At 47.8% G+C, this 23,916-nt stretch carries 13 protein-coding genes, 6 tRNA genes and 8 rRNA genes (1 of these 27 running past the window's edge); 2 read left to right on the top strand and 25 right to left on the bottom strand.

Going from position 1 to position 23,916, the window contains the following annotated elements:
- The 14 genes from M1D69_RS20275 to M1D69_RS20340 form a co-directional block, all read right to left on the bottom strand.
- Positions 1-813, bottom strand: a 23S ribosomal RNA gene (locus tag M1D69_RS20275); it reaches 2,115 nt to the left of the window's first position.
- A 169-nt stretch (positions 814-982) separates the two neighbouring features.
- Positions 983-2,532, bottom strand: a 16S ribosomal RNA gene (locus M1D69_RS20280).
- Between the two features lie 192 nt (positions 2,533-2,724).
- A 5S ribosomal RNA gene (rrf, locus tag M1D69_RS20285) occupies positions 2,725-2,840 on the bottom strand.
- Between the two features lie 53 nt (positions 2,841-2,893).
- Positions 2,894-5,821: ribosomal RNA gene (locus tag M1D69_RS20290) — 23S ribosomal RNA — on the bottom strand.
- A gap of 169 nt (positions 5,822-5,990) precedes the next feature.
- Positions 5,991-7,540: ribosomal RNA gene (locus M1D69_RS20295) — 16S ribosomal RNA — on the bottom strand.
- Positions 7,541-7,715: 175 nt separating this feature from the next.
- Positions 7,716-7,791: transfer RNA gene (locus tag M1D69_RS20300), tRNA-Ala, on the bottom strand.
- Positions 7,792-7,798: 7 nt separating this feature from the next.
- A tRNA-Pro gene (locus tag M1D69_RS20305) sits at positions 7,799-7,875 on the bottom strand.
- A 23-nt stretch (positions 7,876-7,898) separates the two neighbouring features.
- A tRNA-Arg gene (locus M1D69_RS20310) sits at positions 7,899-7,975 on the bottom strand.
- Between the two features lie 38 nt (positions 7,976-8,013).
- Positions 8,014-8,088, bottom strand: a tRNA-Gly gene (locus M1D69_RS20315).
- 64 nt (positions 8,089-8,152) lie between these two features.
- Positions 8,153-8,225: transfer RNA gene (locus M1D69_RS20320), tRNA-Thr, on the bottom strand.
- Positions 8,226-8,227: 2 nt separating this feature from the next.
- Positions 8,228-8,302: transfer RNA gene (locus M1D69_RS20325), tRNA-Asn, on the bottom strand.
- Positions 8,303-8,347: 45 nt separating this feature from the next.
- Positions 8,348-8,463: ribosomal RNA gene (gene rrf / locus M1D69_RS20330) — 5S ribosomal RNA — on the bottom strand.
- Between the two features lie 54 nt (positions 8,464-8,517).
- Positions 8,518-11,445, bottom strand: a 23S ribosomal RNA gene (locus M1D69_RS20335).
- A gap of 169 nt (positions 11,446-11,614) precedes the next feature.
- Positions 11,615-13,164: ribosomal RNA gene (locus M1D69_RS20340) — 16S ribosomal RNA — on the bottom strand.
- Together the 16S, 23S and 5S rRNA genes with 6 tRNA genes alongside form the textbook arrangement of a ribosomal RNA operon.
- 352 nt (positions 13,165-13,516) lie before the next feature.
- Here M1D69_RS20340 and pdaB point away from each other — a divergent pair.
- Entirely contained in the window at positions 13,517-14,281 is a 765-nt protein-coding gene (gene pdaB / locus M1D69_RS20345; RefSeq protein ID WP_458105039.1) for a polysaccharide deacetylase family sporulation protein PdaB, read from the top strand.
- Between the two features lies 1 nt (position 14,282).
- Here the strand turns inward: pdaB and kbaA are convergent, their stop codons facing one another.
- Positions 14,283-14,879 (bottom strand): KinB-signaling pathway activation protein, encoded by a 597-nt coding sequence (gene kbaA / locus M1D69_RS20350; protein WP_044153392.1) that lies wholly within the window; start codon positions 14,877-14,879, stop codon positions 14,283-14,285.
- A gap of 109 nt (positions 14,880-14,988) precedes the next feature.
- On the opposite strand from kbaA, the gene gerD reads away from it, so the two are divergent.
- A complete protein-coding gene (gene gerD / locus M1D69_RS20355) occupies positions 14,989-15,546 on the top strand; it encodes a spore germination lipoprotein GerD (RefSeq protein WP_458105038.1) in 558 nt (185 codons plus the stop codon).
- A gap of 36 nt (positions 15,547-15,582) precedes the next feature.
- On the opposite strand, the gene salA is transcribed toward gerD, so the two are convergent.
- From salA to M1D69_RS20405, 10 genes are all read right to left on the bottom strand, one after another.
- Entirely contained in the window at positions 15,583-16,641 is a 1,059-nt protein-coding gene (gene salA, locus M1D69_RS20360; protein WP_044153394.1) for an iron-sulfur carrier protein/transcriptional regulator SalA, read from the bottom strand.
- A gap of 95 nt (positions 16,642-16,736) precedes the next feature.
- Entirely contained in the window at positions 16,737-17,450 is a 714-nt protein-coding gene (cwlD, locus tag M1D69_RS20365; RefSeq protein ID WP_044153395.1) for an N-acetylmuramoyl-L-alanine amidase CwlD, read from the bottom strand.
- 59 nt (positions 17,451-17,509) lie between these two features.
- Complete coding sequence (locus tag M1D69_RS20370) at positions 17,510-17,953, bottom strand: YbaK family protein (RefSeq protein ID WP_458105037.1); 444 nt, start codon at positions 17,951-17,953, stop codon at positions 17,510-17,512.
- A 220-nt stretch (positions 17,954-18,173) separates the two neighbouring features.
- Complete coding sequence (locus tag M1D69_RS20375) at positions 18,174-18,941, bottom strand: class I SAM-dependent methyltransferase (RefSeq protein WP_044153397.1); 768 nt, start codon at positions 18,939-18,941, stop codon at positions 18,174-18,176.
- 660 nt (positions 18,942-19,601) lie between these two features.
- A complete protein-coding gene (gene rpsI / locus M1D69_RS20380; RefSeq protein ID WP_003225846.1) occupies positions 19,602-19,994 on the bottom strand; it encodes a 30S ribosomal protein S9 in 393 nt (130 codons plus the stop codon).
- A 20-nt stretch (positions 19,995-20,014) separates the two neighbouring features.
- Positions 20,015-20,452, bottom strand: coding sequence for a 50S ribosomal protein L13 (gene rplM, locus M1D69_RS20385; RefSeq protein ID WP_003241966.1), 438 nt, complete (start codon positions 20,450-20,452; stop codon positions 20,015-20,017).
- 161 nt (positions 20,453-20,613) lie between these two features.
- Positions 20,614-21,357 carry a tRNA pseudouridine(38-40) synthase TruA gene (gene truA, locus M1D69_RS20390; protein WP_458105036.1) on the bottom strand — a complete coding sequence of 248 codons (744 nt, stop codon included), beginning with the start codon at positions 21,355-21,357 and terminating at the stop codon, positions 20,614-20,616.
- Positions 21,358-21,366: 9 nt separating this feature from the next.
- Entirely contained in the window at positions 21,367-22,164 is a 798-nt protein-coding gene (locus M1D69_RS20395) for an energy-coupling factor transporter transmembrane component T family protein (RefSeq protein ID WP_044153402.1), read from the bottom strand.
- A complete protein-coding gene (locus M1D69_RS20400) occupies positions 22,161-23,030 on the bottom strand; it encodes an energy-coupling factor ABC transporter ATP-binding protein (RefSeq protein WP_458105035.1) in 870 nt (289 codons plus the stop codon). Before M1D69_RS20400 ends, M1D69_RS20395 begins: the two co-directional genes overlap by 4 nt.
- On the bottom strand, positions 23,006-23,851 hold the full coding sequence (locus M1D69_RS20405; protein WP_044153404.1) for an energy-coupling factor ABC transporter ATP-binding protein: 846 nt from the start codon (positions 23,849-23,851) through the stop codon (positions 23,006-23,008). The genes M1D69_RS20400 and M1D69_RS20405 overlap by 25 nt, the downstream gene beginning before the upstream one ends.
- Positions 23,852-23,916 lie beyond the last annotated feature (65 nt).

The raw sequence follows: 23,916 nt of genomic DNA on the forward strand, positions 1-23,916 counted from the left end.
CCTCATCCCCGCACTTTTCAACGTGCGTGGGTTCGGGCCTCCATTCAGTGTTACCTGAACTTCACCCTGGACATGGGTAGATCACCTGGTTTCGGGTCTACGACCACGTACTCATGCGCCCTATTCAGACTCGCTTTCGCTGCGGCTCCGCATCTTCTGCTTAACCTTGCACGGGATCGTAACTCGCCGGTTCATTCTACAAAAGGCACGCCATCACCCGTTAACGGGCTCTGACTACTTGTAGGCACACGGTTTCAGGATCTCTTTCACTCCCCTTCCGGGGTGCTTTTCACCTTTCCCTCACGGTACTGGTTCACTATCGGTCACTAGGGAGTATTTAGCCTTGGGAGATGGTCCTCCCGGATTCCGACGGAATTTCACGTGTTCCGCCGTACTCAGGATCCACTCTGGAGAGAACGAAGTTTTGACTACAGGGCTGTTACCTCCTATGGCGGGCCTTTCCAGACCTCTTCATCTACCTCGTTCCTTTGTAACTCCGTATAGAGTGTCCTACAACCCCAAGAGGCAAGCCTCTTGGTTTGGGCTAATCCCGTTTCGCTCGCCGCTACTCAGGGAATCGCATTTGCTTTCTCTTCCTCCGGGTACTTAGATGTTTCAGTTCCCCGGGTCTGCCTTCTCATATCCTATGAATTCAGATATGGATACCACTCCATTACGAGTGGTGGGTTTCCCCATTCGGAAATCTCCGGATCAAAGCTTGCTTACAGCTCCCCGAAGCATATCGGTGTTCGTCCCGTCCTTCATCGGCTCCTAGTGCCAAGGCATCCACCGTGCGCCCTTTCTAACTTAACCGTTAAAAAGAATCACTATGTGATATCTTGTGTTACTAATTGAATGTGATGTCTACTGTTATCTAGTTTTCAAAGAACACGTTTCGAAGGAATGATCCTTCAAAACTAAACAAGACAGGGAACGTTCTGTTTATAAGACCCAAGGTCTTATATTCCGTAAATATCCTTAGAAAGGAGGTGATCCAGCCGCACCTTCCGATACGGCTACCTTGTTACGACTTCACCCCAATCATCTGTCCCACCTTCGGCGGCTGGCTCCATAAAGGTTACCTCACCGACTTCGGGTGTTACAAACTCTCGTGGTGTGACGGGCGGTGTGTACAAGGCCCGGGAACGTATTCACCGCGGCATGCTGATCCGCGATTACTAGCGATTCCAGCTTCACGCAGTCGAGTTGCAGACTGCGATCCGAACTGAGAACAGATTTGTGGGATTGGCTTAACCTCGCGGTTTCGCTGCCCTTTGTTCTGTCCATTGTAGCACGTGTGTAGCCCAGGTCATAAGGGGCATGATGATTTGACGTCATCCCCACCTTCCTCCGGTTTGTCACCGGCAGTCACCTTAGAGTGCCCAACTGAATGCTGGCAACTAAGATCAAGGGTTGCGCTCGTTGCGGGACTTAACCCAACATCTCACGACACGAGCTGACGACAACCATGCACCACCTGTCACTCTGCCCCCGAAGGGGACGTCCTATCTCTAGGATTGTCAGAGGATGTCAAGACCTGGTAAGGTTCTTCGCGTTGCTTCGAATTAAACCACATGCTCCACCGCTTGTGCGGGCCCCCGTCAATTCCTTTGAGTTTCAGTCTTGCGACCGTACTCCCCAGGCGGAGTGCTTAATGCGTTAGCTGCAGCACTAAGGGGCGGAAACCCCCTAACACTTAGCACTCATCGTTTACGGCGTGGACTACCAGGGTATCTAATCCTGTTCGCTCCCCACGCTTTCGCTCCTCAGCGTCAGTTACAGACCAGAGAGTCGCCTTCGCCACTGGTGTTCCTCCACATCTCTACGCATTTCACCGCTACACGTGGAATTCCACTCTCCTCTTCTGCACTCAAGTTCCCCAGTTTCCAATGACCCTCCCCGGTTGAGCCGGGGGCTTTCACATCAGACTTAAGGAACCGCCTGCGAGCCCTTTACGCCCAATAATTCCGGACAACGCTTGCCACCTACGTATTACCGCGGCTGCTGGCACGTAGTTAGCCGTGGCTTTCTGGTTAGGTACCGTCAAGGTACCGCCCTATTCGAACGGTACTTGTTCTTCCCTAACAACAGAGCTTTACGATCCGAAAACCTTCATCACTCACGCGGCGTTGCTCCGTCAGACTTTCGTCCATTGCGGAAGATTCCCTACTGCTGCCTCCCGTAGGAGTCTGGGCCGTGTCTCAGTCCCAGTGTGGCCGATCACCCTCTCAGGTCGGCTACGCATCGTTGCCTTGGTGAGCCGTTACCTCACCAACTAGCTAATGCGCCGCGGGTCCATCTGTAAGTGGTAGCCGAAGCCACCTTTTATGTTTGAACCATGCGGTTCAAACAAGCATCCGGTATTAGCCCCGGTTTCCCGGAGTTATCCCAGTCTTACAGGCAGGTTACCCACGTGTTACTCACCCGTCCGCCGCTAACATCAGGGAGCAAGCTCCCATCTGTCCGCTCGACTTGCATGTATTAGGCACGCCGCCAGCGTTCGTCCTGAGCCAGGATCAAACTCTCCGATAAAGTAGTTTGACTGACTACGCACATCGCTGTGCGATTTTATAATAAAACTTGAATTAACAGGTACGTTTTGTCTTGTTTAGTTTTCAAAGATCATTTTGTTTATCGCTTTGTTAAAGCAACTTTATTAGTATATAACGTCGCTTTCTCAAAGTCAACAACTTTTTTTATTTTTAATTGCACTAATGTGCAACTGCTTGGCGGCGTCCTATTCTCACAGGGGGAAACCCCCGACTACCATCGGCGCTGAAGAGCTTAACTTCCGTGTTCGGCATGGGAACGGGTGTGACCTCTTCGCTATCGCCACCAAACAATTGAGAGTGTTCTCTCAAAACTAGATAACAGGTGTAACATCATTAGATATTAGGTTAAGTCCTCGATCGATTAGTATCTGTCAGCTCCATGTGTCGCCACACTTCCACCTCAGACCTATCAACCTGATCATCTTTCAGGGATCTTACTTCCTTGCGGAATGGGAAATCTCATCTTGAGGGGGGCTTCATGCTTAGATGCTTTCAGCACTTATCCCGTCCGCACATAGCTACCCAGCGATGCCCTTGGCAGAACAACTGGTACACCAGCGGTGCGTCCATCCCGGTCCTCTCGTACTAAGGACAGCTCCTCTCAAATTTCCTGCGCCCGCGACGGATAGGGACCGAACTGTCTCACGACGTTCTGAACCCAGCTCGCGTACCGCTTTAATGGGCGAACAGCCCAACCCTTGGGACCGACTACAGCCCCAGGATGCGATGAGCCGACATCGAGGTGCCAAACCTCCCCGTCGATGTGGACTCTTGGGGGAGATAAGCCTGTTATCCCCGGGGTAGCTTTTATCCGTTGAGCGATGGCCCTTCCATGCGGAACCACCGGATCACTAAGCCCGACTTTCGTCCCTGCTCGACTTGTAGGTCTCGCAGTCAAGCTCCCTTGTGCCTTTACACTCTGCGAATGATTTCCAACCATTCTGAGGGAACCTTTGGGCGCCTCCGTTACCTTTTAGGAGGCGACCGCCCCAGTCAAACTGCCCACCTGACACTGTCTCCCCGCCCGATAAGGGCGGCGGGTTAGAAGGTCAATACAGCCAGGGTAGTATCCCACCGATGCCTCCACCGAAGCTGGCGCTCCGGTTTCCAAGGCTCCTACCTATCCTGTACAAGCTGTACCAACATTCAATATCAGGCTGCAGTAAAGCTCCACGGGGTCTTTCCGTCCTGTCGCGGGTAACCTGCATCTTCACAGGTACTATAATTTCACCGAGTCTCTCGTTGAGACAGTGCCCAGATCGTTGCGCCTTTCGTGCGGGTCGGAACTTACCCGACAAGGAATTTCGCTACCTTAGGACCGTTATAGTTACGGCCGCCGTTTACTGGGGCTTCAATTCGCACCTTCGCTTACGCTAAGCGCTCCTCTTAACCTTCCAGCACCGGGCAGGCGTCAGCCCCTATACTTCGCCTTACGGCTTCGCAGAGACCTGTGTTTTTGCTAAACAGTCGCCTGGGCCTATTCACTGCGGCTCTCTCGGGCTTGCACCCTAACAGAGCACCCCTTCTCCCGAAGTTACGGGGTCATTTTGCCGAGTTCCTTAACGAGAGTTCTCTCGATCACCTTAGGATTCTCTCCTCGCCTACCTGTGTCGGTTTGCGGTACGGGCACCTCTCACCTCGCTAGAGGCTTTTCTTGGCAGTGTGGAATCAGGAACTTCGCTACTATATTTCGCTCGCCATCACAGCTCAGCCTTATGGGAAACGGATTTGCCTATTTCCCAGCCTAACTGCTTGGACGCGGATATCCAATACCGCGCTTACCCTATCCTCCTGCGTCCCCCCATTGCTCAAATGGTGAGGAGGTGGTACAGGAATATCAACCTGTTGTCCATCGCCTACGCCTTTCGGCCTCGGCTTAGGTCCCGACTAACCCTGAGCGGACGAGCCTTCCTCAGGAAACCTTAGGCATTCGGTGGAGGGGATTCTCACCCCTCTTTCGCTACTCATACCGGCATTCTCACTTCTAAGCGCTCCACCAGTCCTTCCGGTCTGGCTTCACAGCCCTTAGAACGCTCTCCTACCACTGTTCGAAGAACAGTCCGCAGCTTCGGTGATACGTTTAGCCCCGGTACATTTTCGGCGCAGAGTCACTCGACCAGTGAGCTATTACGCACTCTTTAAATGGTGGCTGCTTCTAAGCCAACATCCTGGTTGTCTAAGCAACTCCACATCCTTTTCCACTTAACGTATACTTTGGGACCTTAGCTGGCGGTCTGGGCTGTTTCCCTTTCGACTACGGATCTTATCACTCGCAGTCTGACTCCCAAGGATAAGTCATTGGCATTCGGAGTTTGACTGAATTCGGTAACCCGGTAGGGGCCCCTAGTCCAATCAGTGCTCTACCTCCAAGACTCTTACCTTGAGGCTAGCCCTAAAGCTATTTCGGAGAGAACCAGCTATCTCCAGGTTCGATTGGCATTTCACCCCTACCCACACCTCATCCCCGCACTTTTCAACGTGCGTGGGTTCGGGCCTCCATTCAGTGTTACCTGAACTTCACCCTGGACATGGGTAGATCACCTGGTTTCGGGTCTACGACCACGTACTCATGCGCCCTATTCAGACTCGCTTTCGCTGCGGCTCCGCATCTTCTGCTTAACCTTGCACGGGATCGTAACTCGCCGGTTCATTCTACAAAAGGCACGCCATCACCCGTTAACGGGCTCTGACTACTTGTAGGCACACGGTTTCAGGATCTCTTTCACTCCCCTTCCGGGGTGCTTTTCACCTTTCCCTCACGGTACTGGTTCACTATCGGTCACTAGGGAGTATTTAGCCTTGGGAGATGGTCCTCCCGGATTCCGACGGAATTTCACGTGTTCCGCCGTACTCAGGATCCACTCTGGAGAGAACGAAGTTTTGACTACAGGGCTGTTACCTCCTATGGCGGGCCTTTCCAGACCTCTTCATCTACCTCGTTCCTTTGTAACTCCGTATAGAGTGTCCTACAACCCCAAGAGGCAAGCCTCTTGGTTTGGGCTAATCCCGTTTCGCTCGCCGCTACTCAGGGAATCGCATTTGCTTTCTCTTCCTCCGGGTACTTAGATGTTTCAGTTCCCCGGGTCTGCCTTCTCATATCCTATGAATTCAGATATGGATACCACTCCATTACGAGTGGTGGGTTTCCCCATTCGGAAATCTCCGGATCAAAGCTTGCTTACAGCTCCCCGAAGCATATCGGTGTTCGTCCCGTCCTTCATCGGCTCCTAGTGCCAAGGCATCCACCGTGCGCCCTTTCTAACTTAACCGTTAAAAAGAATCACTATGTGATATCTTGTGTTACTAATTGAATGTGATGTCTACTGTTATCTAGTTTTCAAAGAACACGTTTCGAAGGAATGATCCTTCAAAACTAAACAAGACAGGGAACGTTCTGTTTATAAGACCCAAGGTCTTATATTCCGTAAATATCCTTAGAAAGGAGGTGATCCAGCCGCACCTTCCGATACGGCTACCTTGTTACGACTTCACCCCAATCATCTGTCCCACCTTCGGCGGCTGGCTCCATAAAGGTTACCTCACCGACTTCGGGTGTTACAAACTCTCGTGGTGTGACGGGCGGTGTGTACAAGGCCCGGGAACGTATTCACCGCGGCATGCTGATCCGCGATTACTAGCGATTCCAGCTTCACGCAGTCGAGTTGCAGACTGCGATCCGAACTGAGAACAGATTTGTGGGATTGGCTTAACCTCGCGGTTTCGCTGCCCTTTGTTCTGTCCATTGTAGCACGTGTGTAGCCCAGGTCATAAGGGGCATGATGATTTGACGTCATCCCCACCTTCCTCCGGTTTGTCACCGGCAGTCACCTTAGAGTGCCCAACTGAATGCTGGCAACTAAGATCAAGGGTTGCGCTCGTTGCGGGACTTAACCCAACATCTCACGACACGAGCTGACGACAACCATGCACCACCTGTCACTCTGCCCCCGAAGGGGACGTCCTATCTCTAGGATTGTCAGAGGATGTCAAGACCTGGTAAGGTTCTTCGCGTTGCTTCGAATTAAACCACATGCTCCACCGCTTGTGCGGGCCCCCGTCAATTCCTTTGAGTTTCAGTCTTGCGACCGTACTCCCCAGGCGGAGTGCTTAATGCGTTAGCTGCAGCACTAAGGGGCGGAAACCCCCTAACACTTAGCACTCATCGTTTACGGCGTGGACTACCAGGGTATCTAATCCTGTTCGCTCCCCACGCTTTCGCTCCTCAGCGTCAGTTACAGACCAGAGAGTCGCCTTCGCCACTGGTGTTCCTCCACATCTCTACGCATTTCACCGCTACACGTGGAATTCCACTCTCCTCTTCTGCACTCAAGTTCCCCAGTTTCCAATGACCCTCCCCGGTTGAGCCGGGGGCTTTCACATCAGACTTAAGGAACCGCCTGCGAGCCCTTTACGCCCAATAATTCCGGACAACGCTTGCCACCTACGTATTACCGCGGCTGCTGGCACGTAGTTAGCCGTGGCTTTCTGGTTAGGTACCGTCAAGGTACCGCCCTATTCGAACGGTACTTGTTCTTCCCTAACAACAGAGCTTTACGATCCGAAAACCTTCATCACTCACGCGGCGTTGCTCCGTCAGACTTTCGTCCATTGCGGAAGATTCCCTACTGCTGCCTCCCGTAGGAGTCTGGGCCGTGTCTCAGTCCCAGTGTGGCCGATCACCCTCTCAGGTCGGCTACGCATCGTTGCCTTGGTGAGCCGTTACCTCACCAACTAGCTAATGCGCCGCGGGTCCATCTGTAAGTGGTAGCCGAAGCCACCTTTTATGTTTGAACCATGCGGTTCAAACAAGCATCCGGTATTAGCCCCGGTTTCCCGGAGTTATCCCAGTCTTACAGGCAGGTTACCCACGTGTTACTCACCCGTCCGCCGCTAACATCAGGGAGCAAGCTCCCATCTGTCCGCTCGACTTGCATGTATTAGGCACGCCGCCAGCGTTCGTCCTGAGCCAGGATCAAACTCTCCGATAAAGTAGTTTGACTGACTACGCACATCGCTGTGCGATTTTATAATAAAACTTGAATTAACAGGTACGTTTTGTCTTGTTTAGTTTTCAAAGATCATTTTGTTTATCGCTTTGTTAAAGCAACTTTATTAGTATACAACGTCGCTTTCTCAAAGTCAACAACTTTTTTAAATCTTTTTTGGTGGAGCCTAGCGGGATCGAACCGCTGACCTCCTGCGTGCAAAGCAGGCGCTCTCCCAGCTGAGCTAAGGCCCCATAAAAATGGTCGGGAAGACAGGATTCGAACCTGCGACCCCATGGTCCCAAACCATGTGCTCTACCAAGCTGAGCTACTTCCCGATTTCCCATATTGATAAAATATATGGCGCGCCCGAGAGGAGTCGAACCCCTAACCTTTTGATCCGTAGTCAAACGCTCTATCCAATTGAGCTACGGGCGCATTTTCACTTGTATCAACATCCCGTTGGGATGAAAAAATGGAGCGGAAGACGGGATTCGAACCCGCGACCCCCACCTTGGCAAGGTGGTGTTCTACCACTGAACTACTTCCGCATATCGCAATAAAAAAAGCTTTCTCCTTTTGAGAAACCTTGGTAAGAGTAATGCGTTTAAATAAAGCTTCCAAGCGGGCTCGAACCGCTGACCTCTTCCTTACCATGGAAGTGCTCTACCTGCTGAGCTATGGAAGCAATGGCTCCGCAGGTAGGATTCGAACCTACGACCGATCGGTTAACAGCCGATAGCTCTACCACTGAGCTACTGCGGAATGATATAAGCTTCATAAACAAACATGGTAGAAATAGATAAAACTGCTTGGCGGCGTCCTACTCTCACAGGGGGAAACCCCCGACTACCATCGGCGCTGAAGAGCTTAACTTCCGTGTTCGGCATGGGAACGGGTGTGACCTCTTCGCTATCGCCACCAAACAATTTGAGAGTGTTCTCTCAAAACTAGATAACAGGTGTGACATCATTAGATATTAGGTTAAGTCCTCGATCGATTAGTATCTGTCAGCTCCATGTGTCGCCACACTTCCACCTCAGACCTATCAACCTGATCATCTTTCAGGGATCTTACTTCCTTGCGGAATGGGAAATCTCATCTTGAGGGGGGCTTCATGCTTAGATGCTTTCAGCACTTATCCCGTCCGCACATAGCTACCCAGCGATGCCCTTGGCAGAACAACTGGTACACCAGCGGTGCGTCCATCCCGGTCCTCTCGTACTAAGGACAGCTCCTCTCAAATTTCCTGCGCCCGCGACGGATAGGGACCGAACTGTCTCACGACGTTCTGAACCCAGCTCGCGTACCGCTTTAATGGGCGAACAGCCCAACCCTTGGGACCGACTACAGCCCCAGGATGCGATGAGCCGACATCGAGGTGCCAAACCTCCCCGTCGATGTGGACTCTTGGGGGAGATAAGCCTGTTATCCCCGGGGTAGCTTTTATCCGTTGAGCGATGGCCCTTCCATGCGGAACCACCGGATCACTAAGCCCGACTTTCGTCCCTGCTCGACTTGTAGGTCTCGCAGTCAAGCTCCCTTGTGCCTTTACACTCTGCGAATGATTTCCAACCATTCTGAGGGAACCTTTGGGCGCCTCCGTTACCTTTTAGGAGGCGACCGCCCCAGTCAAACTGCCCACCTGACACTGTCTCCCCGCCCGATAAGGGCGGCGGGTTAGAAGGTCAATACAGCCAGGGTAGTATCCCACCGATGCCTCCACCGAAGCTGGCGCTCCGGTTTCCAAGGCTCCTACCTATCCTGTACAAGCTGTACCAACATTCAATATCAGGCTGCAGTAAAGCTCCACGGGGTCTTTCCGTCCTGTCGCGGGTAACCTGCATCTTCACAGGTACTATAATTTCACCGAGTCTCTCGTTGAGACAGTGCCCAGATCGTTGCGCCTTTCGTGCGGGTCGGAACTTACCCGACAAGGAATTTCGCTACCTTAGGACCGTTATAGTTACGGCCGCCGTTTACTGGGGCTTCAATTCGCACCTTCGCTTACGCTAAGCGCTCCTCTTAACCTTCCAGCACCGGGCAGGCGTCAGCCCCTATACTTCGCCTTACGGCTTCGCAGAGACCTGTGTTTTTGCTAAACAGTCGCCTGGGCCTATTCACTGCGGCTCTCTCGGGCTTGCACCCTAACAGAGCACCCCTTCTCCCGAAGTTACGGGGTCATTTTGCCGAGTTCCTTAACGAGAGTTCTCTCGATCACCTTAGGATTCTCTCCTCGCCTACCTGTGTCGGTTTGCGGTACGGGCACCTCTCACCTCGCTAGAGGCTTTTCTTGGCAGTGTGGAATCAGGAACTTCGCTACTATATTTCGCTCGCCATCACAGCTCAGCCTTATGGGAAACGGATTTGCCTATTTCCCAGCCTAACTGCTTGGACGCGGATATCCAATACCGCGCTTACCCTATCCTCCTGCGTCCCCCCATTGCTCAAATGGTGAGGAGGTGGTACAGGAATATCAACCTGTTGTCCATCGCCTACGCCTTTCGGCCTCGGCTTAGGTCCCGACTAACCCTGAGCGGACGAGCCTTCCTCAGGAAACCTTAGGCATTCGGTGGAGGGGATTCTCACCCCTCTTTCGCTACTCATACCGGCATTCTCACTTCTAAGCGCTCCACCAGTCCTTCCGGTCTGGCTTCACAGCCCTTAGAACGCTCTCCTACCACTGTTCGAAGAACAGTCCGCAGCTTCGGTGATACGTTTAGCCCCGGTACATTTTCGGCGCAGAGTCACTCGACCAGTGAGCTATTACGCACTCTTTAAATGGTGGCTGCTTCTAAGCCAACATCCTGGTTGTCTAAGCAACTCCACATCCTTTTCCACTTAACGTATACTTTGGGACCTTAGCTGGCGGTCTGGGCTGTTTCCCTTTCGACTACGGATCTTATCACTCGCAGTCTGACTCCCAAGGATAAGTCATTGGCATTCGGAGTTTGACTGAATTCGGTAACCCGGTAGGGGCCCCTAGTCCAATCAGTGCTCTACCTCCAAGACTCTTACCTTGAGGCTAGCCCTAAAGCTATTTCGGAGAGAACCAGCTATCTCCAGGTTCGATTGGCATTTCACCCCTACCCACACCTCATCCCCGCACTTTTCAACGTGCGTGGGTTCGGGCCTCCATTCAGTGTTACCTGAACTTCACCCTGGACATGGGTAGATCACCTGGTTTCGGGTCTACGACCACGTACTCATGCGCCCTATTCAGACTCGCTTTCGCTGCGGCTCCGCATCTTCTGCTTAACCTTGCACGGGATCGTAACTCGCCGGTTCATTCTACAAAAGGCACGCCATCACCCGTTAACGGGCTCTGACTACTTGTAGGCACACGGTTTCAGGATCTCTTTCACTCCCCTTCCGGGGTGCTTTTCACCTTTCCCTCACGGTACTGGTTCACTATCGGTCACTAGGGAGTATTTAGCCTTGGGAGATGGTCCTCCCGGATTCCGACGGAATTTCACGTGTTCCGCCGTACTCAGGATCCACTCTGGAGAGAACGAAGTTTTGACTACAGGGCTGTTACCTCCTATGGCGGGCCTTTCCAGACCTCTTCATCTACCTCGTTCCTTTGTAACTCCGTATAGAGTGTCCTACAACCCCAAGAGGCAAGCCTCTTGGTTTGGGCTAATCCCGTTTCGCTCGCCGCTACTCAGGGAATCGCATTTGCTTTCTCTTCCTCCGGGTACTTAGATGTTTCAGTTCCCCGGGTCTGCCTTCTCATATCCTATGAATTCAGATATGGATACCACTCCATTACGAGTGGTGGGTTTCCCCATTCGGAAATCTCCGGATCAAAGCTTGCTTACAGCTCCCCGAAGCATATCGGTGTTCGTCCCGTCCTTCATCGGCTCCTAGTGCCAAGGCATCCACCGTGCGCCCTTTCTAACTTAACCGTTAAAAAGAATCACTATGTGATATCTTGTGTTACTAATTGAATGTGATGTCTACTGTTATCTAGTTTTCAAAGAACACGTTTCGAAGGAATGATCCTTCAAAACTAAACAAGACAGGGAACGTTCTGTTTATAAGACCCAAGGTCTTATATTCCGTAAATATCCTTAGAAAGGAGGTGATCCAGCCGCACCTTCCGATACGGCTACCTTGTTACGACTTCACCCCAATCATCTGTCCCACCTTCGGCGGCTGGCTCCATAAAGGTTACCTCACCGACTTCGGGTGTTACAAACTCTCGTGGTGTGACGGGCGGTGTGTACAAGGCCCGGGAACGTATTCACCGCGGCATGCTGATCCGCGATTACTAGCGATTCCAGCTTCACGCAGTCGAGTTGCAGACTGCGATCCGAACTGAGAACAGATTTGTGGGATTGGCTTAACCTCGCGGTTTCGCTGCCCTTTGTTCTGTCCATTGTAGCACGTGTGTAGCCCAGGTCATAAGGGGCATGATGATTTGACGTCATCCCCACCTTCCTCCGGTTTGTCACCGGCAGTCACCTTAGAGTGCCCAACTGAATGCTGGCAACTAAGATCAAGGGTTGCGCTCGTTGCGGGACTTAACCCAACATCTCACGACACGAGCTGACGACAACCATGCACCACCTGTCACTCTGCCCCCGAAGGGGACGTCCTATCTCTAGGATTGTCAGAGGATGTCAAGACCTGGTAAGGTTCTTCGCGTTGCTTCGAATTAAACCACATGCTCCACCGCTTGTGCGGGCCCCCGTCAATTCCTTTGAGTTTCAGTCTTGCGACCGTACTCCCCAGGCGGAGTGCTTAATGCGTTAGCTGCAGCACTAAGGGGCGGAAACCCCCTAACACTTAGCACTCATCGTTTACGGCGTGGACTACCAGGGTATCTAATCCTGTTCGCTCCCCACGCTTTCGCTCCTCAGCGTCAGTTACAGACCAGAGAGTCGCCTTCGCCACTGGTGTTCCTCCACATCTCTACGCATTTCACCGCTACACGTGGAATTCCACTCTCCTCTTCTGCACTCAAGTTCCCCAGTTTCCAATGACCCTCCCCGGTTGAGCCGGGGGCTTTCACATCAGACTTAAGGAACCGCCTGCGAGCCCTTTACGCCCAATAATTCCGGACAACGCTTGCCACCTACGTATTACCGCGGCTGCTGGCACGTAGTTAGCCGTGGCTTTCTGGTTAGGTACCGTCAAGGTACCGCCCTATTCGAACGGTACTTGTTCTTCCCTAACAACAGAGCTTTACGATCCGAAAACCTTCATCACTCACGCGGCGTTGCTCCGTCAGACTTTCGTCCATTGCGGAAGATTCCCTACTGCTGCCTCCCGTAGGAGTCTGGGCCGTGTCTCAGTCCCAGTGTGGCCGATCACCCTCTCAGGTCGGCTACGCATCGTTGCCTTGGTGAGCCGTTACCTCACCAACTAGCTAATGCGCCGCGGGTCCATCTGTAAGTGGTAGCCGAAGCCACCTTTTATGTTTGAACCATGCGGTTCAAACAAGCATCCGGTATTAGCCCCGGTTTCCCGGAGTTATCCCAGTCTTACAGGCAGGTTACCCACGTGTTACTCACCCGTCCGCCGCTAACATCAGGGAGCAAGCTCCCATCTGTCCGCTCGACTTGCATGTATTAGGCACGCCGCCAGCGTTCGTCCTGAGCCAGGATCAAACTCTCCGATAAAGTAGTTTGACTGACTACGCACATCGCTGTGCGATTTTATAATAAAACTTGAATTAACAGGTACGTTTTGTCTTGTTTAGTTTTCAAAGATCATTTATGCCGCTTAACGAAGCAGCTTTATTACTATAACATTCAGCTTCTTTTAAGTCAACACCTTTTTTAAAGTGTTAATGAAGCTTTTATTTGTTGTCAGCTGTTCATCAGCGACGAATAATAATATAACACGGATATTATCAAATGGTCAATAACTAATTTAATCTGTTTTAAAGAGACTTTTTATCAGTTATATTCGTTTGGCCAGGCACATAAGATGTAACACAAGAATGATGGACAAGATAAGGAGGCATCATCAGTGAATCACTTCTATGTGTGGCACATAAAACGTGTTAAACAATTTATCATTATACTGATCGCCGCATTTGCTGCAGCCAGCTTTTTTTATATCCAAAGAGCTGTCCCGCTCCCTGTATTTTCGACTGATAGCGGACCGAAAGCCATTTATAAAGGAGAAACAGATTCAAAAGACATTGCGCTTACCTTTGATATCAGCTGGGGGGATGAAAAAGCTGAGCCTATTCTAAATACCCTGAAAGCCAACGGTATCAAAAACGCTACGTTTTTTCTTTCCGCTTCTTGGGCCGAGCGCCACCCGGACACGGTGGCTCGCATTGTAAAGGACGGCCATCAAATAGGGAGTATGGGTTATGCTTATAAAAACTACGCCAATCTAGAGGATAGTGAAATAAAAAAGGACATTAACCGTGCGCGGACTGCCTTTGAAAAATTAGGAATCAAAGACATACGGCTATTAAGACCTCCTACCGGCCAGTTCAATAAAAATGTCCTATCAATCGCAAAGCAGTATAACTATACAGTCGTTCACTATAGTGTGAACTCCCATGACTGGACGAATCCAGGCGTTGAAAAAATCGTCGATAATGTAAACCGTCAAGTTTCAGGAGGAGACATTATTCTTTTACACGCCTCAGACTCAGCTAAACAAACAGAAGAGGCTCTGCCTGAGATTATCCATCATATGAGAGAAAAAGGTTTAAAGAATGTCAACGTGGGAGATCTCATTGCAAACACAAATGCTAAATCCGCCGAAGTAAAATAAATTATTTCGCTGCAAATTTCGGCAGCATCAGCAATTGAAAAGCATTACACGCCATTAACGGAAAGAGCATCAAGTAAAGCCAGTCCTCATCATTTACTCTGAGCGCAGGAAACCATTCCAATGCAGTGATCACAACCATTAAAAATAAAGATGACACAAACGTTTTCTTTGAGGACTGCTTTTGTTTTATATACGCGGTAAGCAAACCGAAGATCAATAAAAATAACGGCAGCCAAGCATAGCCAGCCATTGACTCTCCTCTATCGCCGAAAAATAAAAACCGCACGTACATTAAATCAAAAGCGACAAACAGGATGAAAAACAGCTGCAGTAAATTCCATAAAGATGAAGATCTTAATATTTCGAGTGCAAACCGGTGAACTGTTAAAAACACGAAAAAGCCCATTTGGCTGATGACACTAAAAATCATACCGACACCGATAAACCAAAATAAAACAGAGAAAATCTGGCCCGCTTCAAAGTTCAGAAACAGCTCCTTATATCCCCCCCATTTTAAAGCAAAACCCACAACACTCGTGACAACCGCTCCGACAGCTAAAATAGAAAAGAAAAAACGAACTAAGCCACGGCTTTTCATTTCTTTATTCAACCCCTCAAAAATCGCAGATCGCGATATTTTGTTATGTATAATTCCAACCGGATGAATCATATTAAAAGTAAGATAAGTATGTGAAAGGAGCTTAAGCATGTCAAAAGCCAAAACGCTATTGATGGGCTGTTTTTTGATATTATCTGTAACAGCTTGCGCTCCAAAAGACCAAGCAGCGGATATGGATTATGATCAGACCAAAAAAATGGTTGTTGATATATTAAAAACAGATGATGGAAAGAAAGCAATTAAGGAATTATTAAACGATGATGCGATGAATGAAGCACTGGTGATTGATCAGGATGCCATTAAAAAAACAATAGAAAAAACACTCACCTCTAAAAAAGGTGCGGATTTTTGGAAAAACATCTTTGAAGACACTGAATTTGCGGAAAGCTTTGCTAAAACCCTTCAAACAGAGCATGAAAAAGTAATTAAAAAGCTAATGAAGGATCCGGATTACCAGAAAATGCTGATGAGTGTTATGCAGGACCCGGGAATGAATAAAAAATACAGCGAACTGGCAAAAAGCCAAGAATTCCGCAGTTATTTAGAACAAGTAATTACCGAAACACTTTCTAGTCCGCTTTACAAAAAACAGTTCGAAGATGAACTGAAAAAAGCAGCAGCAGAAACCGCTAAAGAAGGTGAGTAAAGGGAAGCCGGGATCAAAAAATCCCGGTTCGCCTTTTTATATTTGCACTTCCATTTTTTCAACGACTTTTTTTGCAATATCATGATATATTTCACCGATTGGATGGCTTTCGTCATAAACAGACGGAGCAAATTGATCTTTATCCCAATCAGGCTGTTTCAACGGTATTCTGCCGAGCAAAGGCACTTTAAGCTCCTCAGCAAGTTTATCTCCGCCGCCTTTGCCAAAGACATATTCTCTTTCCCCGGTCTTTGCACTTTCATAATAAGCCATGTTCTCTATGACGCCGACGACCTCATGATCTGTTTTAATAGCCATAGACCCCGCTCTGGCCGCAACAAAGGCTGCAGTCGGGTGCGGCGTTGATACGATAATTTCTTTACTGCTCGGAAGCATCGTATGTACATCAAGTGCGACGTCCCCTGTTCCAGGCGGAAGATCGAGAACGATATAGTCTACTTCTCCCCATTCTACTTCGTGGAAAAAGTTGTTGAGCATCTTGCCCAGCATTGGCCCTCTCCAGACGACAGGAGCATTTTCTTCAACAAAGAAACCCATCGACATGACCTTTACACCGAAGCGTTCAACAGGAAGCAGTTTGTCTCCTTCAATTGTTGGACGAACTGTAATGCCCATCATATCCGGCACACTAAAGCCATAGATATCCGCGTCAATTAAACCGACCTTTTTCCCAAGCCGAGCCAGAGAAATAGCAAGGTTCACTGACACAGTTGATTTGCCTACTCCGCCTTTTCCGCTCGCTACAGCAAGGAAAACCGGCGGGTTATCCATATTTAACAATGTTTTGTTTTCTGTTGACGGCGCCCGAAATTTCTCAACTGTTTCTTCAGGCAGCTCTTCAAATCGAAGGCCTACCGTCTCAGCGCCTGCCCCTTTTAAGACATTTACGATTTCTTGCTGAACCTGCATTTGTTCTGCTGTTCCGGTTTTTGCAAGAGCCACTTTTACACTGACATGCCGTTTTTCAGGCTTTATTTTTACTTCCTTAACGGCATCCAATTCTCCCAGAGGTCTTTGAAGAAAAGGTTCGCGCATTTCACCGACTAGTTTTCTTACTTCATCTTCTCTTATCATCGAACCTCACCCTTTTGTGTATTCGTTTACAAAGATTATTATATCATACATAAACAGCGGGTGTCTTTTGCTTAGAACCATGAGAAAACCCTCCTTTACTCCGGAGGGTCGCCTTTTTCTGTAAAGTATCTCAATATTCCTTTATATATGGAAGATGCCACTTTGTCCTGATATTTCGGTTTCCCCAGCATCTTTGCTTCTCCAGGATTGGATAGAAAACCGACTTCCACAAGCGCACCTGGTTTTGTGACGTTTTGCATTAAGTAAATTCCATGAATTCGCTTTGCTTTTCGGGTTGTATTCTCCAGGTTTGTTCTCAACTCATCTTGAATGTATTTTGCAATTTTCTCGTTTTCCTCGTATTTTCCGTAATAAAAGCTTTGGGCTCCGCTCCATTTTTGTGACGGGATCGCATTAAGATGAATGCTAAGGTAGAGCTCAGCCTCTGAATTGTTAATTAAGTTCACTCGCTGTCTTAAGTCTTCCGCTTTTCGTTTACTATAGCCTCTTGTCCCTTCAGGAGCTAGATCGGTGTCACTTTCTCTAGTCATAATCACTAAGGCACCTTGTTCCTGAAGATAATCCCTGACTCTGAAAGCCACTTCCAGGGTTATATCCTTCTCTAACAGCTTGCCGCCCACTGCCCCTCCATCCGGCCCGCCATGACCTGGATCAAGATAAATAATTTTCCCGCTCAAAGGCAGACTCCACGGATTCCAAGAATCGTTATTGCTGAATTGATACTTGAATAGAAACAGTAATACGATGAAGCCTAGCATAAAACTGAGCCATTTAAGCTTTTTCCTCATCCCTTCCCCTCCCGCTTGTCCGTTATTACATAAGTATGGGACAGGGTCGGGAAATATGATTAACGCATGCGAAGCTTACATTGTTTTTCTCTTTGGACAAAACCTTCTGTCCACCAGTCTTTGATGAATTTTCGCGCAGCTTCATAAACTGTGTTTTTATCAAACGTTGCGTATTGCTCATGTGTCCAATGATAAAGGTATTCAAAAAACTCCATACGAAGCTCTTCTTCTTCCCTTGCAGAGCGGGCACTAACACTTTGCATAGATTCTCCATAATACCCGAAAACACCGAAACGCCCGCCTAACAAATAAGCTTCTATCGCAAAATCAATACAGCCTTCACTAATAACGTCCCTTTCATCCTGCAAAAATGGAAATAATGGAGTAAGACAGGCCTTTACAGACTGAATGATTTGTCTAAGTGAGAGTTCTTTGAGCAAGTTTTTTTCTAATTCAAAATCCTTTTTGCGTTTCACATCCATAAAAGACAGTACCTCTGCCATACAAATTCACTCTCCTTTTACCGGTTATTTTGAGGTTTGGGAGGTGAAACCATGCCCGAATTCGGTTGGAAATTCGCCCAAATGAAGGTGTCGATAACTTGAACATATTAAAAAGAGTATAAAAAAAGCAGCTTTCTGCGGGTTTAGGAACGTATGTTTGTTCACGAAAGTAGAAGCAGCACAATAATAAAAGGCAGCTCCCTCTAATAGGTCGCTGCCTTCATACTTTAATGCTTCTTGTTGCAGAATATGTATTAATGTATTGATCCAATACAAAACCGCCTTTATCTTCATAAAAACCAGTGACAATAAAACCGGCGTCGAGCTGTCCCTTAATTTGGTCCTCTAAGGAATGCCCGAATTCCAGAGCTTCATTATTTTCAATCAGCTTTTTCACCTTATGTTTTGGAAGATCTTCTGAGTCGGCGTATGGAATAGAGTGCTTTACTTTTAAAACGCCCTGCTCTTCTAATTCAATGTCAAACAGAAAAACAACTGGATTAACAAATCCTGAAATTAAAACGCCATTTCTTTTCAGCACGCGGTTCGCTTCTTTCCAAACCGGCAGGATATCTTCAACAAAAACATTGGAAACTGGATGTACGATGAAATCAAATGATTCATCTTCAAATTGACTGAGATCATCCATACTTCCTTTAACGGTGCGTATGGTCAAGCCGTCGCGATCAGCAACCATTCTGTCCTGCTCCAGCTGCTGTTCTGAGTTATCTAAGACGGTGACATCCGCTCCGGCTGCCGCTAAAACCGGGGCCTGCTGTCCGCCTCCTGAAGCCAAACAAAGCACCTTCAAGCCTTTTACAGGAGGAAACCAATCCTTTGGCACATTTTTCATAGGGGTTAACCTTATATCCCAATTCCCTTTTTTCGCTTGTTCAATGACATGCCGCTCTACAGCAACAGTCCATTCATTGCCTGTCTCTACTTTTTGATCCCAGGCTTTGCTATTATGATCTACTAACGCATTCATGAATCGTTCTCCTTACTTTAATGTTTAGAGTATAACAAATATTTCTAGATTGATACCGCTTTCCCTTTTCATATTCAGAAAAAAATTCATAAAACCGCAATAAATTGACAAAGGAGCTATGTGATTTGATTGCTAGTGATTATAATATCACTTTTTCAAATCAAATTATTGGTAAAGCACTTGATGCCGGCATTACGCTTTTCATTGCCTTATGGCATGTAAGACTCACTTCAGCACTAGACGTTTCTTTCTGCGATGCGAGTCGGTATTTGAGCGGTTTCGTGTTTCCAAAAACGAGTTGAAAATCCTTCAATTTGTGATAACAAAGCATTTTAGCGATAAATGCGTATGCCATCTGCAAAGGACGTTTGAATGCAGCACGCAGAGGCGCCTCTATTTATCAAGATTCTGATACACTAGTCATAGCGCTTGAATTCATCTGTTCGTATCCAGTGGCTCATGAAGATCATTGAAGCATTGAATTGAATGGTGACACATTTTGTACTGCTAGCTGTTAAAAGCTTGTGAGAAAGACCAGCAATGAAAGACGGTCGTTTTATAAAACTAAAAACGGATGCCTGTTTAATCGCTTCTGCTTTAATTCTTAAAAGAAAATAAAAAAAGCCCCCAACCCATGGTTGAGAGCTTTGAAACGTAAAATTAACGTTTTGAGAACTGAGGTGCACGACGAGCGCCTTTAAGACCGTATTTTTTACGTTCTTTCATACGAGCGTCACGAGTCAGAAGACCTGCACGCTTAAGTGTTGCACGGTATTCTGGATCTGCTTCAAGCAAAGCACGAGCGATACCATGACGGATTGCTCCAGCTTGACCAGATAAGCCGCCTCCATGTACGTTTACTAAAACATCATAAGTGCCAGCTGTTTCAGTCAAAGTTAATGGTTGTTTGATATCTTCGATTAGAGCTGGAGATGGGATGTGCTCGCTGATTTCACGATTATTAACGACGATACGACCTTCTCCTGGAACTAAGCGCACACGCGCTACAGAACTTTTACGACGGCCAGTACCGTAATATTGAACCTGTGCCAAATTGGTAACCTCCTTTTTAATTAACCGCGAAGTTCGTAAACTTCAGGTTTTTGTGCTTCATGTGGATGCTCAGAACCACGGTATACGTTCAATTTTTTGAACATTTGACGACCTAGAGAACCTTTTGGAAGCATGCCTTTGATAGCCAGCTCAAGCATTTTCTCAGGGTAGTTTGTACGCATTTCAAGAGCAGTTCTTGATTTTAATCCGCCTGGATGTTGAGTGTGACGGTAGTAGATTTTGTCAGTTAACTTTTTACCAGTTAACTCGATTTTTTCAGCGTTGATGATGATCACATGATCTCCAGTATCAACGTGTGGTGTGTAAGTTGGTTTGTGTTTTCCGCGAAGGATAGCTGCAACTTCTGAAGAAAGACGGCCTAAAGTCTTGCCAGCAGCATCAACAACTAACCACTTGCGTTCAATAGTACTTGCGTTAGCCATAGGTGTTGTACGCATTGAATTTCCCTCCTAAATGATCTGTCATTTTCAATAAACTTCGATTACGTTCTATTTCACAACACAATAAGTTCCGGGGCTTATCGTGGGGTTGAAATACATACCATATGATATCTTATAACTTTATGCAGACTCTGTCAAGAAAATATTATACACCTGGTTTAGTTGTCATAGTAAACGTTCCATAAGTACAGTCCGTGTCCCGGTGCTGTGCGCCCTGCCGCTTCGCGATCCTTCGCTGCCAGCATGGATTTCACATCATCGGGAGAAATTTTTCCAATACCTGCATCCAGCAAAGTACCCGCAATAATTCTGACCATATTATATAGGAAGCCACTGCCTGTGATCCGCATTTGCAGGCCGTCATCAGTCTCAGTCCACTCGAGTTCGTAAATCGTTCTCACTTTGTCCTGCACTTCCGTTTTAGCCGCACAAAAGCTTGTAAAATCATGTGTTCCTAAAAGATGCTTTGCCGCTTCTCTCATGTTCTGCACATTGAGGCGATATGAAAAATGGTAAGCGTAATGCCGTTTAAATACGTCCGGGTGTTTCTCCGTGTATACAAAGTAGCGATATTCCTTTTTAACTGCGCTAAATCGTGCATGGAACCCATCATCCGCAATTTCTGCCGTTTTGACTGCAATATCGTCCGGAAGCAGTGCATTTAAAGCATATGGCCATCTCTCAACCGGAATAGAAAGTGGTGTATCAAAATGAATCACCTGTCCGGCTGCATGAACCCCGCTGTCCGTCCTTCCAGAGGAAACGACCGGGATCCTGTCTTTTGACTTATGCAGGACAGCCAGCGCCTTCTCCAGTTCATCCTGAACCGTTCTTTTACCCGGCTGTACTTGATATCCTTTAAACAAATGTCCGTCATAAGAAATTGTGCATTTCAGTCTCATAAAGCACCTCTAAGCCCTTAAGAAAAATAACAGAGCAGCCAATATGAACAAGCTGACGATGACAGAAGTATCCTTGGCCGTCCATACAAGCTTTCTATATTTAGTGCGTCCCTCTCCGCCTTGATAGCCTCGTGCTTCCATTGCAACCGCTAGCTCTTCAGCACGCTTAAACGCACTGACAAAGAGTGGGACTAGCAGCGGCACAATTGCCTTCACTCTGTCTTTAAGCGGTCCGCTTGTAAAATCAACGCCTCTCGCCATCTGAGCCTTCATAATCTTATCTGTCTCCTCCATCAAGGTTGGGATAAACCGTAAAGAAATCGACATCATAAGTGCCAGCTCATGAACAGGAAGCTTCAATTTTTTAAATGGGTTGAGCAGCTGTTCCATCCCATCGGTAATCTCAATAGGTGTTGTTGTCAGCGTTAATAGAGTTGTCATTAAAATCAGGTAGACGAACCTAAGGGAAATGAAAATCCCTTGTACCAAACCGCCCTCATAGATCTTGAAAAAGCCAAGTTCAAAAATGACCGGTCCTTCATGTGTCATGATAATATGAAGCAGGAACGTAAAAAGAACAATCCAAATGATCGGCTTTAGCCCTTTCATCAAAAAGGAAAAAGGAACTCTTGTTAAGGAAACAACGCCTGCTGTAAATAAACCAAGCACCGCATATGTCTGCACATTATTGGCCAGGAAAACGATACAGACAAACAAAAAGATCGTAATCAATTTTGTTCTTGGGTCAAGCCGGTGCACAAGTGAAGAACCCGGCACATACTTGCCGATAATCATGCTGTCCATCATAAGGGTTTTCCCCCCTGAAAAAGAGCACGGATTTCAGCAGCGGCATCTTCTATTGTGAGCAGAGGTTCTTTAAATTTGACACCAAGTGCGGCTTCCAGCTGTCTTTGGAATTTAATCGTTTCCGGAAGATCCAGCCCCCAGCCGGCCATTTCTTCCTCTTTTAAGAACAAGTCTCGCGGACTGCCTGATGCCTGGATAGTTCCTTTATGCATCACGATCATTTCATCAGCATAGGCAGCCGCATCTTCCATGCTGTGGGTGACAAGAATTGTCGTCAGGTTTCCCCGTTGGTGGAGCTCATAAAACATGTCCATGATCTCTTTTCGCCCTCTTGGATCCAGCCCTGCTGTCGGCTCATCGAGAACAAGCACTTCAGGATCCATCGCAAGCACCCCGGCAATTGCAACCCTGCGCATTTGTCCTCCGCTTAATTCAAAAGGTGATCTGTCCAGAAGCTCTTCAGATAAACCTACAAGCTTCAGCATCTCTCTCGCTTTTTGTTCAGCGTCTTCCTTTTTCACACCAAAGTTCATCGGTCCAAATGAAATATCTTTGAGAACTGTTTCTTCGAATAATTGATGTTCGGGGAATTGGAAAACGATTCCGACTTTTTTTCGGAGGGATTTAAGCTCTTTATTCTTTTTTCCTGCTTGTATAACGGTACTGCCTAATGAAATATGCCCCTTTGTAGGCTTCAGGAGACCATTCAGGTGCTGAAGAAGAGTGGATTTACCGGAGCCTGTATGCCCTATTACGGCCACATAGCTGCCTTCCTTAATCGATGCATTGATATCATACAGGGCAAGGCGCTCAAACGGCGTCTTTATCTGATAGCGATGCTCTACATCTTTGATTGTAATGTCCATAGCTCGTTCACCAGCCCTTCCTGAGTCAAATGATTTTCTTCCAAAGGCAGTCCATTTTCTCTTAAGAGCTGGCTGAGCTGGAATGAGAAGGGTAAATCAAGCCCGATTCGAACAAGTTCCTTATTCAATTTAAAAATTTCTTCAGGTATACCCTCGGCATATTTCTTACCGCCATTCATGACAATGATTCTGTCAGCTTTTGCTGCCTCATTCAGATCATGTGTAATCGAGATGACAGTTGCCATGCCTTGCTCTTTTAAATGTCTTACCGTTTCAAGCACTTCTTCTCGCCCAATCGGGTCAAGCATGGACGTTGCTTCATCTAAGATAATAATATCAGGACGTGCGGCAATAATCCCTGCTATCGCAACTCTCTGCTTTTGGCCTCCGGAGAGATGGTGCGGCTCTTGATCAAGAAAATCCTGCATGTTGACCTGTTTGACAGCCCAATCTACTCTCTCAATCATTTCTTCCCGCGGTACACCATTGTTTTCTAAACCAAAAGCCACATCATCGCGAACTGTCGTTCCGACAAATTGGTTATCCGGATTTTGAAAGACCATTCCAATCTTCTTACGCACTTCCCACACTGACTCCTCTGTCAGTTGAATTCCAGCAACCTTTATGTCGCCTGATTCAGGAAGGATTAAACCATTCAATGCCCGGGCCAGTGTTGATTTCCCTGAACCGTTATGACCTACAATTGCAAGCCATTCACCCTCATACACCTGCAGGGAGACGCCATCTAGTGCTCGTCTTTCTGCGTCTTTCCGATATCGAAAAACGATATCCTCTACCGATATCAACTGATTTTGATTCACGGACAACCGGCCTCCTCTCAGCTCATACTCTGCTTGTCTCTCTATTGAAAAAGTTACAGTATCTA

This window comes from Bacillus sp. PK3-037, from assembly GCF_054161355.1.

What these genes read in the sequence shown, in the direction of transcription:
- kbaA (WP_044153392.1), bottom strand. Translation starts at nt 14,879, where the DNA reads ATGAAAAGCCGTGGCTTAGTTCGTTTTTTCTTTTCTATTTTAGCTGTC.
- gerD (WP_458105038.1), top strand. Translation starts at nt 14,989, where the DNA reads ATGTCAAAAGCCAAAACGCTATTGATGGGCTGTTTTTTGATATTATCT.
- salA (WP_044153394.1), bottom strand. Translation starts at nt 16,641, where the DNA reads ATGATAAGAGAAGATGAAGTAAGAAAACTAGTCGGTGAAATGCGCGAA.
- cwlD (WP_044153395.1), bottom strand. Translation starts at nt 17,450, where the DNA reads ATGAGGAAAAAGCTTAAATGGCTCAGTTTTATGCTAGGCTTCATCGTA.
- M1D69_RS20370 (WP_458105037.1), bottom strand. Translation starts at nt 17,953, where the DNA reads ATGGCAGAGGTACTGTCTTTTATGGATGTGAAACGCAAAAAGGATTTT.
- M1D69_RS20375 (WP_044153397.1), bottom strand. Translation starts at nt 18,941, where the DNA reads ATGAATGCGTTAGTAGATCATAATAGCAAAGCCTGGGATCAAAAAGTA.
- rplM (WP_003241966.1), bottom strand. Translation starts at nt 20,452, where the DNA reads ATGCGTACAACACCTATGGCTAACGCAAGTACTATTGAACGCAAGTGG.
- truA (WP_458105036.1), bottom strand. Translation starts at nt 21,357, where the DNA reads ATGAGACTGAAATGCACAATTTCTTATGACGGACATTTGTTTAAAGGA.
- M1D69_RS20395 (WP_044153402.1), bottom strand. Translation starts at nt 22,164, where the DNA reads ATGATGGACAGCATGATTATCGGCAAGTATGTGCCGGGTTCTTCACTT.
- M1D69_RS20400 (WP_458105035.1), bottom strand. Translation starts at nt 23,030, where the DNA reads ATGGACATTACAATCAAAGATGTAGAGCATCGCTATCAGATAAAGACG.